Origin of the sequence: Lancefieldella rimae ATCC 49626 (assembly GCF_000174015.1) — a bacterium.
GTDB lineage: Bacteria > Actinomycetota > Coriobacteriia > Coriobacteriales > Atopobiaceae > Lancefieldella > Lancefieldella rimae.
Genome location: NZ_ACFE01000001.1, coordinates 137,767 through 151,656, shown reverse-complemented (window position 1 = coordinate 151,656; position 13,890 = coordinate 137,767). Strand labels below are relative to the sequence as shown.

Below are 13,890 nucleotides of genomic sequence, written 5' to 3'. Positions count from 1 at the left end.
ATAGTATTGCTTATACCATAACATCTTACAGCTTACCTTACTTTTTACGCGAAAGTGCACCAATATCGGCGACGTGTTCAAATACCTGCGTAAATCTGTTCAAAAGACGCAAACGATTTCCGCGAACGGTAGTATCGTCGTCCATGACAAGCACATCGTCAAAGAATTTGTCTATCGGCTTGCGAAGTTTTCCAAGCGCACGCGTTGCACTTCTGAAGTCGTTATCCGTAAGTGCATCCTGAACGTTCTTCTCGCCTTCTTTACACGCATCGAGAAGCGCCTGCTCTGAAGCAGTCAAAATAGACTCATTGACATCGGTCCCAAGCGATATGTCGCCGAGCTTAGAGGCACGATTGTAGGCAATCGCAAGGTTCTCAAAGTTTTCAGGGTCTTCAATGCGGGCATCGTCAAGTGCACGCGTGCGGCGCAAAAACTCCTCTGGGTCTATGACGTTAATGTGTGCGACGGCATCAATGGCCTCTTGGGAGATCTTCTCATCTCGTGCAATGGTAACCAAACGTCCAAGGAAGTACGCTTCAACCTCCCTTTGAACCTTTACCGTATCAAATTGCAAGCCTTGTTCCGTATAGAGATCAAGTGCATAGCGGATGCAATCTTTAAGGCGTACGTTGGGCATTGTCCGGAGCAAAGCAATGACGCCAATGGCTGCCCGGCGCACGGCGTACGGATCGGAAGAGCCGGTTGGCGGCTCATCGATGGCAAAAAGACCGCAGATGGTGTCAAGTTTGTCGGCTGCGGCAACATAGCGGCCAATGGGTCCGGAAGGAAGCTCATCTCCTGCAAAACGTGGACGATAGTGCTCGCGAATGGCGTCCGCCACGTCAGGGCTCTCACCGGCGGCCTTTGCGTAATAGCCACCCATGACACCTTGCTGGCTGGTAAACTCAACAACGGCCTGGCTCACCAGGTCGGCCTTGGAAAGATGTGCGGCTCGGTGAGCATGTTCAACAACCGTGTCGTCGTTTTCGGAATCAGCCTGCGCGAGAAACGCAGCGATCTTCTCGATACGTTCAACCTTTTGAAGAACGGTTCCCAGTTTTTCTTGAAAAACAACGTCGGAAAGTTCGCCGGTAAATTCGTCAAGTGAATGTTTAAGGTCTTCTTCAAAGAAGAACTTGGCGTCGTCCAGACGGGCACGCACGACGCGCTCGTTACCGTCAATGACTTGCTGTGAACACGCTGGATTTCCGTTGGAGACAATGACAAACTCACGGGTAAGTTCGCCGTTTGCGTCATATATGGGGAAATAGCGCTGGTTTGAAAGCATGGACTCGGTAATGATTTCATGGGGAACCTTGAGAAACTCTTCATCAAAGGTGCCTACCAAAACGCTCGGCCACTCGGTAAGGTTGATGACCTCATCAAGAACCTTCTGAGGCGTGTCCACATGAAAACCAGGACGCTCTTCTTCAATACGTGCAATACCGTCCAAAATAACGCTGCGGCGACGCTCTGCGGAGAGCACGTATGCCGCTTCAAGTACCTGCTCGTAGTGTGACGACTCGTCTACCACATGGGTACCACTCCCAAGGACGCGATGACCCTGCGTCGTATTTGAGCTAATGACGTCTGCGTAGGTTACCGGTACGACTTCAGTGCCGAGAAGAGCACAGATCCAGCGGATTGGACGGACAAAGCGCTCATGCGTGGAGCCCCACCTTTGGCTGCGAGGCCAATCGATTGCGGGAATGATGCGCTCAGAGAGCTCGGATAAAATCTTGATGGCAGAAACGCTGGGAATGATACGCTGTGCAAAGACGTACTCATGGCCGTCATCATCAACGCGACGGGTAAGCTCTGAGGCGTCCATGCCGGCTTTGCGTGCAAAACCCAAGGCAGCCTTCGTAGGATTTCCTTCCGCGTCAAAGGCTATTTCACACTTAGGACCACGCATAACTTCGTTGATCTCTTCGGTTGCCAAGGCAACGTCTTTGACATAGGCGCTCAGGCGGCGTGGAGTTGAGATAATACGTGCCTCACCATGAGCAAGTCCGGCCTCATCGAGTCCAGAAACAATGAGCTTCTTATACTGTGCGACGGCCTTCAAAAGAGGTGCGGAAGGCATTTCTTCGGTGCCAATTTCAAGCAAAAAATCCTTGGTTTCCCCCATTTAGGCCACTTCCTTTTTCTGAGCATCATTCTGGTTGTTGTCATCTTTTTTAGTAGCGGCAACTTCGCTGAGATACGATTCACAACAAGCCTTGGCAACCGTTCGCACGCGCAGGATATAGTTCGCGCGCTCTACCGCCGAAAGAGCGCCACGAGAATCAAGCAGGTTAAAGGCATGAGAGCACTTCATGACGCAGTCGTATGCAGGCAGCGGTAGCTTGCGCTCAAGGCAGCTATGGCATTCTGCTTCGTATTCATCGAACTTCTCGCGCATAAGCTCTACGTTAGCCACTTCAAAGTTATAGGTTGAGAACTCGCGCTCGTTCTCTAAAAAGACTTCTCCATAGGTCATCGGAGTGCCGTCGGGCAGATAACTCCATACAAGGTCAAAAACGGAGTCAACCCCTTGGGCATACATGGCAATGCGCTCAAGACCATAGGTGATCTCAACAGGAACGGGATCAACTTCAATGCCTCCGACCTGCTGGAAATAGGTAAACTGAGTTACCTCCATGCCGTTGAGCCAGACTTCCCAGCCAAGACCCCAAGCGCCGAGCGTTGGGCTTTCCCAGTCGTCCTCAACAAAGCGCACGTCATGGTCTTTTGGATCAAGTCCGATGGCAGCAAGAGAGCCAAGGTACAAGTCCTGTGAATCTGCCGGTGACGGCTTAATGAGTACCTGGAACTGATAGTAATGCTGCAGACGGTTGGGATTCTCGCCATAGCGGCCGTCGGCAGGTCGGCGACAGGGCTGAGGATAGCAGGTGCGCCAGGCATCGGGCCCGAGTGAGCGCAAAATGGTAGCCGTATGGAACGTACCGGCGCCGACCTCAGAGTCATAAGGCTGCATGACGGTACAGCCCTTGTCCGCCCAGTAGTGTTCCAGAGCCAGAATCATATCTTGGAAAGTAAGTGGTGTAGTGCTCATATCCATCTTTCTCTTAGGCTCGAGCATCAAAGTCCTCGGGCATGGTTGATGGGCCAAAAAATAAACAGTGTCTTTGTGGTGACGTTCTTCAGAGGAACGGGTCCAAAAAAGCGAGAGTCAAGAGAATTGGTGCGATTATCTCCCATAACAAAGATACATCCGTCAGGAACAGTATAGGGATAGTCGGTAATTTTTGCACCGGGCTGAGACGCGAGAGACGTGCTTGGCTTGCCTTCCGTATACGGTTCGTCGAGCTTCTCGCCGTCAACATATACAGCACCGTCACGTAAATCCACCGTTTGTCCTGCGGTGGCAATGACTCGTTTTACCAAAAGAGTTTCTTCGTCGGCAGGGCTGCGAAACGTTACCACATCTCCGCGCTTTGGCTGATCCCAGAGAAGAGTAACCTTCTCCCCCACCAAAAGGTCTCCTTCTTGAATGGTATTCAGCATGGAACCCGTGGGAACGGTAAACACGTTGAAAACAAAAGTTCTTAAAACAAACGTAAGAGCCAATGCGCCAAGGATGATCCATACATACTCAAGCACTGCGCTGGACGTGTGGTGAGAAGAATCTTCAGTGTGTGTCATTACGTTCATCCTCCCCTTTTCCGCCGGATTGAATGCCGGACGCTTTTTTATGCGCCCGTATATCTTCAATAAATGCCTGCTCCTCAGCACTGAGTGATACATTTGCGAGAAGATCTTCTCGCATGATGGCAGTACGTTCAAGCGAGGACTTCCTGCGCCATCCGGCAACGGCAGCGTGATCTCCCGAAAGGAGTACTTCCGGAACGAGCCTGCCCTCAAAATCCGCCGGCCGCGTATATTGAGCATACTCCAAAAGACCTTCGGAAAAAGACTCGTCACGCGAGCTCATTTCATCTCCGAGAGCTCCCGGAAGCAGGCGAACAATTGAGTCGATCACCACAAGCGCGGCAAGCTCTCCGCCCGTAAGTACATAGTCGCCCAAAGAGATACTCTCATCGGCAAGCTCGTAGCAGCGCTCATCCATACCCTCATAGCGACCACACACAAAGAGAATACGCTCTTGGGAAGAGAGGCGCTCTGCCACCTTTTGGGTATAGGGCTTGCCTGCGGGCGAGAAAAACACCGTATATGGCTTTGTGGACGCTTGAGAAGCAATGTCTCGAACCGCCTCAAATATGGGAGCCGGTTTCATCAGCATACCTTGGCCGCCGCCAAACGGTGCATCATCTACACTGTGATGACGGTCGTGGGTCCATTTGCGCAAATCATGTGCCGTAAAGTCAAAAATACCTGCTTTTTGGGCGCGACCCATAATGGACGCGTCAAGGTATGGGGCAAAAACCTCAGGGAAGACCGACAGTATGTCAAAATGCATCATGCATCCTCCCCGTTCTTCTCGCCTACAAAACCCGCCGGCACCTCAACGTATAGAGCGCCCGCAGAAGGTACTTCACGTATGTATGCACCAACCACGGGAATAAGAATGTCTTTCTTTGTGCCTTTGACGACCCACACATCGTGTGCCGGTGTAAAGAGCACTTCTGAGAGCGTGCCGAGAAGCCCAAAGTGAGCGTCAATAACTTCTCTGCCTAAAAGCGAATTCACGTCATGCAGTGCAAAGTCTTGAGGCAAATCCGCTTGGCGTACCAAAAGCGTCTTTCCCACCAAGTTCTTTGCGTCTCCGAGAGAATCTATGTCGGCAAACGATACCAAACTGCCGTGACGTGTATCGGAGACAACCTTGGTAACCTCAAGGCTCCGAGGACCCGTTAGTGCTGGCGGTACCGGTATAACGGTCATGTCCCTAGCTATGACAGAGGGAAGGTTGTGAATAGGTGTTATCACAACCTCCCCCTGTTTACCGTGCGTTTTTACCACATAGGCTACAGCCCGATATTGTTCGCGCACGCCTTAGCCTACAACCTCAACATCTACCGCAGTGCCAACACGTTGACCAAGGGCACGCGCAAGCGTGCGGATGGCCTTGATGGTACGACCCTTGCGCCCAATAATGCGACCGGCATCTTGCTCGGAGCATGACACCTCGATAAGGGCTCCATCCTCACGATCCGTTACATCAAGAGAAATGGCATCCTCGTTATCAACAAGACCGCACACTATGTATTCAACAAGGTCGGCAACCTTATCGGAAGGCATTTCTGCAAGCGATTCTGAGGTGGTATCCGTTACAGATTCAATAGTATCTGCCACGGTTTACTCAGCTTCTGCTTCAGGAGCATCTGCAGAAGCCTCTGCCGCTTCTTCTGCGGCAGCCTCAGCAGCGGCGGCAGCTTTGGCCTGAGCCTTCTTGGAAAGTTTTGCCTTCTTTTCCACAACGGGAGCGCCACTGCGAACGATCTCTACCAAGTGAGAAACAGTGTTTGAAGGCTGAGCGCCCTTTGAAATCCACTCATCGACCTTCTCGAGGTTGATGTCAATCGTCTTGGGGTTGGTCAGTGGATTGTAGCGACCAATCTCCTCAATATAGCGACCATCGCGAGGCATACGGCCATCGGCGACGACAACACGATAGTACGGACGCTTTTTGGCACCGTGACGGGCCAGACGAATCTTAACTGCCAATGAAAACTCCTTCAGTCAAGCGGTGCATCGGTTGGATTGATTGGCTGCACCGCAAAGCCATAAACGCTTTACTAGTTTACAGCAATGCATTCACCTCGCAAGATATATTTTTAACCTCGCAAAATGTGCACGTTCTCCAGATGGCGAAACACTTGTTCCATTTTACTCTAAATGTACTATACTAGCTGTATGAATACGCACCCTGACATATCTTGCTCTCACGCATCTCCTACGGGTGACACCTCGCCGTTTGACAAAAATATCTGGCAAGGCGCCGCCATTGGCCTTCTGGATTTGGATGCCTTTTTTGCGTCGGTCGAGCAACTCGACCATCCTAACTGGCGTGGCAAGCCCGTTATTGTCGGCGGATCTCCCGATAAGCGCGGCGTTGTTTCAACGGCTTCATATGAAGCGCGAAAGTTTGGCGTTCATTCCGCAATGCCTTCTCTTACCGCCCAAAAGCTCTGCCCCAAAGCCATTTGGACGTCCGGAAACTACGGGCGGTATCAAGAGATGAGCAAAGCCGTGATGGATATCTTGAGTAGTGAGACTCCTCTCGTAGAACAGGTATCCATTGACGAGGCGTTTTTTGACATTACGCCCGGTCGGTATTCTCACGAGAATCCCATACATATCTGTCAACGCATCCAACGCCGTGTTGCCAAGCTGGGAGTGACCTGCTCAATCGGTATTGGCTGCAATAAGACCGTAGCAAAAATCGCGTCTGAGCGCGAGAAGCCCCGCGGACTTACCGTTGTCGTTCCTGGGACCGAGCAAAGGTTTCTCGCTCCGCTGCCGATTGAAGCCATGAGCGGCATCGGCCCCTCAACCGCGCGAAAACTGCATTCACACGGCATTAAAACATTGGGCCAGCTCTCGCGTGCCGATGTCTTACAAATGGAAAGTTTATTTGGTATCGCCGGACCGCGTCTTGTCACACGGGCCGCCGGTCGTGAGGTTTCCCATGTGCGAGAAGCGGCCTGCCCTCGTGAAGTAAAGTCGGTTTCAAATGAGCGTACCTTTGATACGGATCTTATCGATGAGCATGAAATACGCGCTGCAATCAAACATATATGTGGAATCGTAGGCAGAAGACTAAGAAAGAAGCATCTCAAGGGGCATACGGTCACCCTCAAAATAAAAAATTCGGTTACCTCTTCGCATACCGCGCAAAGAACACTCGATATCAGAACGGATCAAGAAGATGAATTTAGCGACGTTGCCGAAGAACTTCTCGATGAAGTATGGCATTTTGGCCAGCCCGTGCGTTTGATTGGTGTCGGTATAAGCGGCTTTTCCGAAGTTTATATAAAGCCTACTCAGCCAACCCTTTTTGACGAGAATACCTTTGACGATACGAATGCTTCTCAACATTCTCAGACGCGCGCGCTTCCCCACCGTCCTTCTCTTTCCGCAGTTACCGATGCTTTGAAAGACAAATACGGAGCCGATGCCGTGCGATTTGGCCGTGATCTTCGTTTTGAAGGCCGCATCTCGGACACAATGCCTAGCGGAAAAGACAATACGTAGGCTACAGGGCACCTTCAAGGTCAAGTTTTACCTGAGGTGCTTGCGCCCATAGATGTTCAAGACGGTAGTAATCCCTTGTCTCAGGTTGAAATACGTGTACTACCACTGAGCCAAAGTCAACAAGTATCCACTTCAGATTTGCCCGACCTTCAGTTGAAAGAGGGCTGATTCCGGTATTTTTGCGGACCTTCTCGCGCACCTCGTCCACTATGGCATCAACCATTGGAGCATTATCACCGGTACAGATAACAAAGTAATCACAGACGTCGCTGAGCTCAGTAAGGTCCAATACGCAAATATCGTGTGCTTTTTTATTGTCTGCCGCAGTGGCTGCAATTGTCGCAAGTTCAAATGGGGTTACTGGCATGTACGCTCCAAATCCTTTCATCAATCAACAAGAACTACTCGTATGCGCCTTAATGTTGCTCTTTGGCGTGCGTGTTTTCTATCATGGCATTATATATGGCAACGGACTTTGGATAGAGATATTTTCTCGATGCCACCACATACGATAAGGTCTCCATAAAACTTGCTTGATAGAGCTCATCCAAAGAGGCGCCTTTCTTAAAAAGATCCCTTACCTGCACAATACCGGAAAACTCGGGACGACCTGGCTCGATAAGATCGGCAACATAGACAATTTTATCCAGATCCGACATTTCAAGATCGGCGGTTGTGTGTTTGGAAATAGCGCCGAGAACCTCTTGCGGAAGCCACGGATAGTACTTTGGCAGCTCGCATGCGGCAAGAGGGCCGTGGATGAGTCCCACAACGTTTTGATATGGAGCGCCTCCCATATCAAGCTTGCATGCGCACGCACGTGCAAGAGTTTCCTTTGTTGAAAGAACTTTGTCCCAGTCATGTAAAATGCCGGCAATACGCGCATAAAAAGGATTGGCGTTATAGACAAGTGCCATCGTTTCGGCCATATGGCCCACCGAAATGCTGTGGGCAAATCGTTTGGGTTTAACCTCATACATATGGGTATGCAGATCGCTCTCAAGCCGGTCTATGACCTTTTGCTGCTCGGGTGTATATGAAGGTGTTATGAACGTAATGCTACTTTGGCTCAAGAGCGCTCCCCTCGTGCCGTAAGAGGCGTTGAATCTGCTCCATATAAGCCATGCTTGTGTACATAGCCGGCAACGCTATCCGGCGTCAGATAGCGCAGGCTCTGCGCCTGTGCCACGCGCCTGCGGAGATAGCTTGAAGAAATCGCCAATGCCGGAACCTCTAAGTAGGTAACGTCAAATTCATAAGATGATGCTTCAAGCGCACTTCTCGCTCTTTCAAGATTATAACCGGGTCGAGTTGCCGCAACAAAATGAGCAAGACGCGCCACCTTACCCGTGTCCTTCCAGGAAATAATGCTCGCGATGGCATCGGCACCGGTTATGAAGTAAAACTCCACGTTTTTGGGATAGAGATCCCTCAGACGGGAAAGCGTTTCTGCCGTATACGTGATGCCCTGATGATCAATCTCAAAACGCGTTGAAACAAAGTGCGGGTTATCTGAGGTTGCAAGCAGTGTCATGGCATAGCGATCCTCGGCAGCAGAGACCGGTTGATTTTGCTTAAACGCAGGTTTTCCGGCCGGCATAAAGACCACGACATCAAGGTTAAGTTCATCAAAAGCTGTCTCAGCCGCTACGAGGTGTCCGTAGTGGATGGGATCAAACGTACCGCCCATGATGCCCATTCGGTACGTTCTTGAAGCATCGGAACCCAAATGAGGAAGGCCGGGAAGTATGTGAGGTACCTCAGACATATCAATCCTTGTCTACGACGGTGACATCGGAATCATCCAGCGTCTCAGAAAGAGAGGTAGCATCCGAGGGGACTTCTTCCTCGTCAATTTCTTGCGCACCCGCAGCTTCAAAGTTAAAGGCAAAACCGAGAATACGGATTTCATCGCCGTTGCAAGCGCCTGCCTTTATAAGCTGGTCGTCAAGGCCTATACGGTCAAACCTGTGCTGTAAATACGCAACGGCCTCATCATTATCCCAGTCGGTTTGAATGACCATACGCTCAATCGCGGTGCCTGACACACGCCATACATGGCGTTCTTCTCGCTCTATGGTGAGGTGATTGTCGCGACGCTTACGAAGGTTCTCCCAAAACTCCGAGCGGTCTTCCGTGGGTTCTGTGAGCGCCAGCTCCTGACGAAGTTCAGCGACGGTAGAGGCACACCAGACAACCAACTCATCAAGATTTTGTCCGGTAACCGTAGAGATTGCAAAGAATTGATGGCCGTCCGCCTCTGCCATACGGCGAAGCTCCTCTACCTTCCCTTCCGTATTTGGCATGTCGCATTTGTTTGCGAGAACAACCATCGGGCGGCGGGACAGTTCGGGCGCATACGCCTCAAGCTCACGGTTGATAATGCGATAGTCGTCAATAGGGTCTCGTCCCTCAAAGCCACCGGTTACGTCAACCATATGGGCGAGCAAAGCAGTCCGCTCAATATGGCGCAAAAATTGATGTCCAAGCCCTTTGCCTTCGCTTGCGCCTTCGATAAGCCCGGGAATATCGGCGCATACAAATGACTGTCCGTCTTTTGCGCGAACGACACCAAGATTTGGTATCAGCGTCGTAAACGGATAGTCGGCGATTTTTGGCCGTGCCGCGCTGATACGGGCAATGAGGGAGCTCTTCCCCACCGAAGGCATCCCGACAAGAGCAACGTCGGCCATAAGTTTCATTTCAAGTTCAATCCAGTGATCTTGGGCCGGCTCGCCCTTCTCGGCAAAGGCGGGAGCACGGCGCACTGAAGTTACAAAGTGCGTATTGCCGAGGCCACCCCTGCCGCCTGATGCAACGATCACGCGCTCATGCGGAGACGTGAGATCTGCAATTTCATAGAGGGGCTCTTGCGTTGTTGGATCAAGCTCGCGTACAACCGTACCAAGCGGCACGCGAAGCTCAAGGTCCGCGCCGTCCGCACCGTGCCTGCGGGCGCCTTTCCCGTGTATGCCTCGTGCGGCTTTAAAGTGATGTTTATATCGGTAATCAATGAGTGACGAGAGCTGCGGATCGGCGACAACGACAACGTTGCCTCCATGTCCGCCGTCTCCGCCGTCAGGTCCGCCTTTGGGGACAAATGCCTCACGCCGAAACGACATACAACCGGCGCCGCCATCGCCACCCTTGACATTGATATGGCATAAATCCGTAAATGTATCCACAAAGCCTCCTCTTAAGCAGCTTATATGGTACGCGAAACGTCAACGTCCTGTAAACGAAATGCTCGATTTGTGGTGATTTAAAGCTACCAAAGAGCTATCGCGATAAGCACCACAAATCCCAAAAGAAGGACTGCAATGTCAGAGAACCGCATGGGATAGCGCTTAAGTGAGGACTTTCTTGTACGCAAATAAAAGCCTCGCTGCTCCGCTGAAAGCGCGGTAGCGTCTGCTTTTTTCACCGATGAGACTATCAAAGGAACGATGAAGGGAAGCTGCAGTTGGAGCCGGCGAAAGGGATTTTTGGAGTCAAATTCAATGCCGCGAGCCGTCTGTGCTTCTTTTATTTTCGTCATTTCCTGTAAAAATATCGGAACAAAACGCAGTGCGGTTGTGACGGTAAACGCATAGCGGTACGGAATGTGCAAAACCTCTACACATGCACCGGTAAGGTCTTCCATACGAGTAAGGGCAAGCATCGAGAGCAACGGAAGCGCCAGGGCAATGGTTCTCAAAGCTACGTTTCCTGCCGTTATAAGACCTTGATCGGTGATGAAATACCACACAGGCTCTCCCGATCGTGCAATGAGAGCCTGAACCACAAACATGAAGGCGCCGATAACGCTAAATGCCCCCAGAAGCTTAAATGCTTTTTTAGCGTTGCTCGAGATGATATTGATGAAAAGTGTCAGTGCAATGACAAAGCAAATCGCCGGGAAGTTGGGTGCAAGGATACCCGCCGCAAAAAGCTCAATGGCGAGAAATACCTTGGTGATTGGATTTGCCTTATGAAGAAAGCTTGAGCCTTCGGTATAGTCAATCACGCTATTTGTCATTCGGTATCTCCTTGAACGTATCCGTAGTCGCTTGATTTTGTCTGCGGTTTTTCTGGGCATGTTCTGCAGTGGCCGCCTCAACAAAACGAGCGGCTGCCGAGCGATTCTTGGCATCACGTACAATACGCTCGGTCATTTTTGCTATCTCGGATACCTTGGTAAGACCGGTATAAGCAGGATCAACGTGTTTAGACAGAACACGGGCAACCTGCGTTACCTGCGGAGGTATAACCGCAGCCGCTCTCATAATATCGTCTTGGGTAAATACGTCGGCGAGCGGGCCATCGGCAATGATTGAGCCTTGTGTCATAACTATCAGGCGAGTAGCAAAATCGGAAACCACTTCCATATCATGGCACACCATAAGAACCGCACAGCCCTTCTCGCGAAGCTCTTCAACGGCTTGCATAACAACCATGCATTCCTTATAGTCAAGGCCACAGGTAGGCTCATCCAAAATGAGTATGTCTGGCTCGCAAACCACCACGGAGGCCAAAGCAACAATCTGTCGCTGACCGCGTGAAAGCAAAAACGGAGAGGCCTCCGGATCAAGATTGAAGTGCTCAAGGGTCTTATGCGCGCGCTCGGTGGCTTCTTTGGAAGCGATACCTTTGAGCTCAAGACCAAAAGCCACTTCTTCAAGTACGGTCTCTTTGCAAATTTGATAATCCGGATTTTGGAACAGCGTACTCACATGACGTGCGATTTCGCTGATTTTTTTGGATTTAGTTGAAGATCCCATAATGAGTACGTCTCCGTCTTGCGGACGAAGAAGGCCATTAACCAGCTTGGTAACCGTTGTTTTACCGGCGCCGTTTTGTCCGATAAGAGCCACAAGCTCACCAGGCTCAACCGAAAACGTAATGTGGTTGACGCCATCGTTGCTCACGTCGTAGCGAAACGATACGTCAATCACCTCAAGCGGAGGAGCCTTCTCTTGAGCTTCTGTCGATATTTTTCCAAAAGGTCCCGTGGCAGACGCCATAATGGGACTATCAATAACCGGTAAATAGGATGGTTGAAGTGCGTCTTTTTGGATGTGGTTTTCTATATGAAGTGGAGTTTCGTACGTAACGTTTCTGCTCTCCCCCACAATACGGCCGATAGAAGCACAGGTATCACGAACGCTGAGCGAGACGTTCTTTTGACTTGAAAGACCAAGTTTGTAAAGGTAGTTTGAAATACGGGCCGTACGAGGACTGTCAACACCCAATTCCCTCAGCTCCGCAGAATGAGAAAATACCTCCTCGGGACTTCCTTCATCTGCAATTTTTCCATCCGCCAATACCAACATACGAGAGCAGAATTCGGCGAGAAGCGCAACTTTTTGCTCCACTACTACAATCGTAATGCCTTTGGAACGGTTAAGCTGGGCAAGCGTCTCAAACACCGCCTGCGATGATACGGGATCAAGTGCCGCCGTAGGTTCATCAAGCACCATGACCTCCGGCTGAAGTGCCATGATTGCGGCAATGGCCACACGCTGCTTTTGCCCTCCGGAAAGCGTTGCAATTTCTCTATACCGCAAGCTCTCTATGCCTACGGCCTCTATCGCAAAGTCAAGACGATCCATAATGCACTCATGCGGAACTCCGAAATTCTCAAGTCCGTAGAGCAGCTCATCTTCAACAATGGTAGCAACCATCTGAGCGTCAATGTCTTGCAGAATAAGGCCCACAAAGCGTGAGATATCCGTTAAGGTCATCTCACAGGTATCGCGTCCCTCAACAAGAACGGCACCATAGAACATCCCCTGATAGTGATGCGGGATAGCTCCGGACATCAATGAAGTAAGGGTTGTCTTGCCTGCTCCGGAAGGCCCGATAATGCCAAGAAAGTCGCCTTTGTTAAGCTTAAAGTCTATATCTGAGAGTGCGGGAGTTTTGCCATTTGGATAGCAAAACACTACATTTTGAAAATCAAGTACGGGCTGCATGTTCTTCTCGCCATCCATTGGTTCGTTTAAGGTTGTTTTTTCGACGGCACTTTGAGTGTATTTGAGTGTATACAAGAATCGCGTGCCAACCAACGAGAATTTGGCAGCACGCAGATTTTTTGTAAAAAACTCAATTTCTAACACATGGTATCGACTGAGGTTCTCAAAGTAGACCGGGGTTTTTAAAAGCTACCGGTGGTTTGTAACCTGCGTAAGCGGAGCTGCAAGCGCCTGTACCACAATGGCGTTAAAGAGCGCCGTACCCAAGATAACGGGAACCATGACTAAAAACAGATCAAAGCCGGCATGTTTTGCAGGAATTGCAATGGCGGCAAAAATAAGACCGGAGATAGTGGTGGTAACAAAAGAGCCGACAAAAGGCATGATCTTGCTTTTTGCAAATGAACCTGAAACAAATGCAAACATGACGAGCGCCGAGATGGGCTCGGCAACAAGGTCGGCTCCGGGAAGAGACGTGGTAATTTGTATGACCGCGCCGGCGATAAGCCCAATGATAATGGACTGAACTGCGCGAGGCTTAAGCACTATGATTGCAAGGCAAAATGACGCGATAACAAACTCCGGTCCAATACCAATGGCACTGATTGCCTTCCCTACGGTAAGATCAAGAATCAAACCGGCTGCGATAAGTACTGCTACGGTTACCAGCGATGTCACATCAAGAGCACCCTCGGACTTTGTTTGGACAACCGTGCGGGGTTGGGCAGGTGTAGAGGCGGAAGTAGAAGTGAAGTCCTTGTGTTCGGATGACATG

General features: G+C 50.6%; 15 protein-coding genes. 1 reads left to right on the top strand and 14 read right to left on the bottom strand.

Annotated elements, in window-relative coordinates:
* Positions 1-37: 37 nt before the first annotated feature.
* The 7 genes from glyS to rpsP are packed head-to-tail and all read right to left on the bottom strand — an operon-like array spanning position 38 to position 5,631.
* A complete protein-coding gene (gene glyS / locus ATORI0001_RS00715; RefSeq protein WP_003148260.1) occupies positions 38-2,131 on the bottom strand; it encodes a glycine--tRNA ligase subunit beta in 2,094 nt (697 codons plus the stop codon).
* Complete coding sequence (locus tag ATORI0001_RS00710) at positions 2,132-3,058, bottom strand: glycine--tRNA ligase subunit alpha (protein ID WP_040324445.1); 927 nt, start codon at positions 3,056-3,058, stop codon at positions 2,132-2,134.
* A gap of 26 nt (positions 3,059-3,084) precedes the next feature.
* Positions 3,085-3,648 carry a signal peptidase I gene (lepB, locus tag ATORI0001_RS00705; RefSeq protein ID WP_003148438.1) on the bottom strand — a complete coding sequence of 188 codons (564 nt, stop codon included), beginning with the start codon at positions 3,646-3,648 and terminating at the stop codon, positions 3,085-3,087.
* Positions 3,635-4,423: a tRNA (guanosine(37)-N1)-methyltransferase TrmD gene (gene trmD / locus ATORI0001_RS00700; protein ID WP_003148554.1), complete on the bottom strand. Its 789-nt coding sequence runs from the start codon at positions 4,421-4,423 to the stop codon at positions 3,635-3,637. The genes lepB and trmD overlap by 14 nt, the downstream gene beginning before the upstream one ends.
* Entirely contained in the window at positions 4,423-4,926 is a 504-nt protein-coding gene (locus tag ATORI0001_RS00695; protein WP_280513027.1) for a ribosome maturation factor RimM, read from the bottom strand. The genes trmD and ATORI0001_RS00695 overlap by 1 nt, the downstream gene beginning before the upstream one ends.
* 33 nt (positions 4,927-4,959) lie before the next feature.
* Complete coding sequence (locus tag ATORI0001_RS00690; RefSeq protein ID WP_050768511.1) at positions 4,960-5,205, bottom strand: KH domain-containing protein; 246 nt, start codon at positions 5,203-5,205, stop codon at positions 4,960-4,962.
* Positions 5,206-5,262: 57 nt separating this feature from the next.
* Positions 5,263-5,631, bottom strand: coding sequence for a 30S ribosomal protein S16 (gene rpsP / locus ATORI0001_RS00685; protein ID WP_003148770.1), 369 nt, complete (start codon positions 5,629-5,631; stop codon positions 5,263-5,265).
* A gap of 189 nt (positions 5,632-5,820) precedes the next feature.
* Here rpsP and dinB point away from each other — a divergent pair, with 189 nt between their 5' ends.
* Positions 5,821-7,161, top strand: coding sequence for a DNA polymerase IV (dinB, locus tag ATORI0001_RS00680; RefSeq protein WP_003148800.1), 1,341 nt, complete (start codon positions 5,821-5,823; stop codon positions 7,159-7,161).
* Between the two features lies 1 nt (position 7,162).
* Here dinB and rsfS read toward each other — a convergent pair whose 3' ends face one another.
* The 7 genes from rsfS to ATORI0001_RS00645 form a co-directional block, all read right to left on the bottom strand.
* The gene (gene rsfS, locus ATORI0001_RS00675) at positions 7,163-7,528 is read right to left on the bottom strand and encodes a ribosome silencing factor (protein WP_003148657.1); all 366 of its coding nucleotides are present in this window, start codon (positions 7,526-7,528) and stop codon (positions 7,163-7,165) included.
* Positions 7,529-7,577: 49 nt separating this feature from the next.
* The gene (yqeK, locus tag ATORI0001_RS00670; RefSeq protein ID WP_003148246.1) at positions 7,578-8,234 is read right to left on the bottom strand and encodes a bis(5'-nucleosyl)-tetraphosphatase (symmetrical) YqeK; all 657 of its coding nucleotides are present in this window, start codon (positions 8,232-8,234) and stop codon (positions 7,578-7,580) included.
* Positions 8,231-8,929 (bottom strand): nicotinate-nucleotide adenylyltransferase, encoded by a 699-nt coding sequence (nadD, locus tag ATORI0001_RS00665; protein ID WP_003148335.1) that lies wholly within the window; start codon positions 8,927-8,929, stop codon positions 8,231-8,233. The genes yqeK and nadD overlap by 4 nt, the downstream gene beginning before the upstream one ends.
* A 1-nt stretch (position 8,930) precedes the next feature.
* Positions 8,931-10,346: a GTPase ObgE gene (obgE, locus tag ATORI0001_RS00660; RefSeq protein ID WP_003148410.1), complete on the bottom strand. Its 1,416-nt coding sequence runs from the start codon at positions 10,344-10,346 to the stop codon at positions 8,931-8,933.
* An 83-nt stretch (positions 10,347-10,429) separates the two neighbouring features.
* Positions 10,430-11,179: an energy-coupling factor transporter transmembrane component T family protein gene (locus ATORI0001_RS00655; RefSeq protein ID WP_003148498.1), complete on the bottom strand. Its 750-nt coding sequence runs from the start codon at positions 11,177-11,179 to the stop codon at positions 10,430-10,432.
* Positions 11,169-13,133 carry an ABC transporter ATP-binding protein gene (locus ATORI0001_RS00650; protein ID WP_003148297.1) on the bottom strand — a complete coding sequence of 655 codons (1,965 nt, stop codon included), beginning with the start codon at positions 13,131-13,133 and terminating at the stop codon, positions 11,169-11,171. Before ATORI0001_RS00650 ends, ATORI0001_RS00655 begins: the two co-directional genes overlap by 11 nt.
* A 171-nt stretch (positions 13,134-13,304) precedes the next feature.
* Positions 13,305-13,889 carry a hypothetical protein gene (locus ATORI0001_RS00645; RefSeq protein ID WP_003148689.1) on the bottom strand — a complete coding sequence of 195 codons (585 nt, stop codon included), beginning with the start codon at positions 13,887-13,889 and terminating at the stop codon, positions 13,305-13,307.
* Between the last annotated feature and the right edge of the window lies 1 nt (position 13,890).

Coding starts and splice junctions, on each gene's coding strand:
- glyS (WP_003148260.1), bottom strand. CDS start 2,131: ATGGGGGAAACCAAGGATTTTTTGCTTGAAATTGGCACCGAAGAAATG.
- ATORI0001_RS00710 (WP_040324445.1), bottom strand. CDS start 3,058: ATGAGCACTACACCACTTACTTTCCAAGATATGATTCTGGCTCTGGAA.
- lepB (WP_003148438.1), bottom strand. CDS start 3,648: ATGACACACACTGAAGATTCTTCTCACCACACGTCCAGCGCAGTGCTT.
- trmD (WP_003148554.1), bottom strand. CDS start 4,423: ATGCATTTTGACATACTGTCGGTCTTCCCTGAGGTTTTTGCCCCATAC.
- ATORI0001_RS00690 (WP_050768511.1), bottom strand. CDS start 5,205: ATGCCTTCCGATAAGGTTGCCGACCTTGTTGAATACATAGTGTGCGGT.
- dinB (WP_003148800.1), top strand. CDS start 5,821: ATGAATACGCACCCTGACATATCTTGCTCTCACGCATCTCCTACGGGT.
- rsfS (WP_003148657.1), bottom strand. CDS start 7,528: ATGCCAGTAACCCCATTTGAACTTGCGACAATTGCAGCCACTGCGGCA.
- nadD (WP_003148335.1), bottom strand. CDS start 8,929: ATGTCTGAGGTACCTCACATACTTCCCGGCCTTCCTCATTTGGGTTCC.
- ATORI0001_RS00655 (WP_003148498.1), bottom strand. CDS start 11,179: ATGACAAATAGCGTGATTGACTATACCGAAGGCTCAAGCTTTCTTCAT.
- ATORI0001_RS00650 (WP_003148297.1), bottom strand. CDS start 13,133: ATGGATGGCGAGAAGAACATGCAGCCCGTACTTGATTTTCAAAATGTA.
- ATORI0001_RS00645 (WP_003148689.1), bottom strand. CDS start 13,889: ATGTCATCCGAACACAAGGACTTCACTTCTACTTCCGCCTCTACACCT.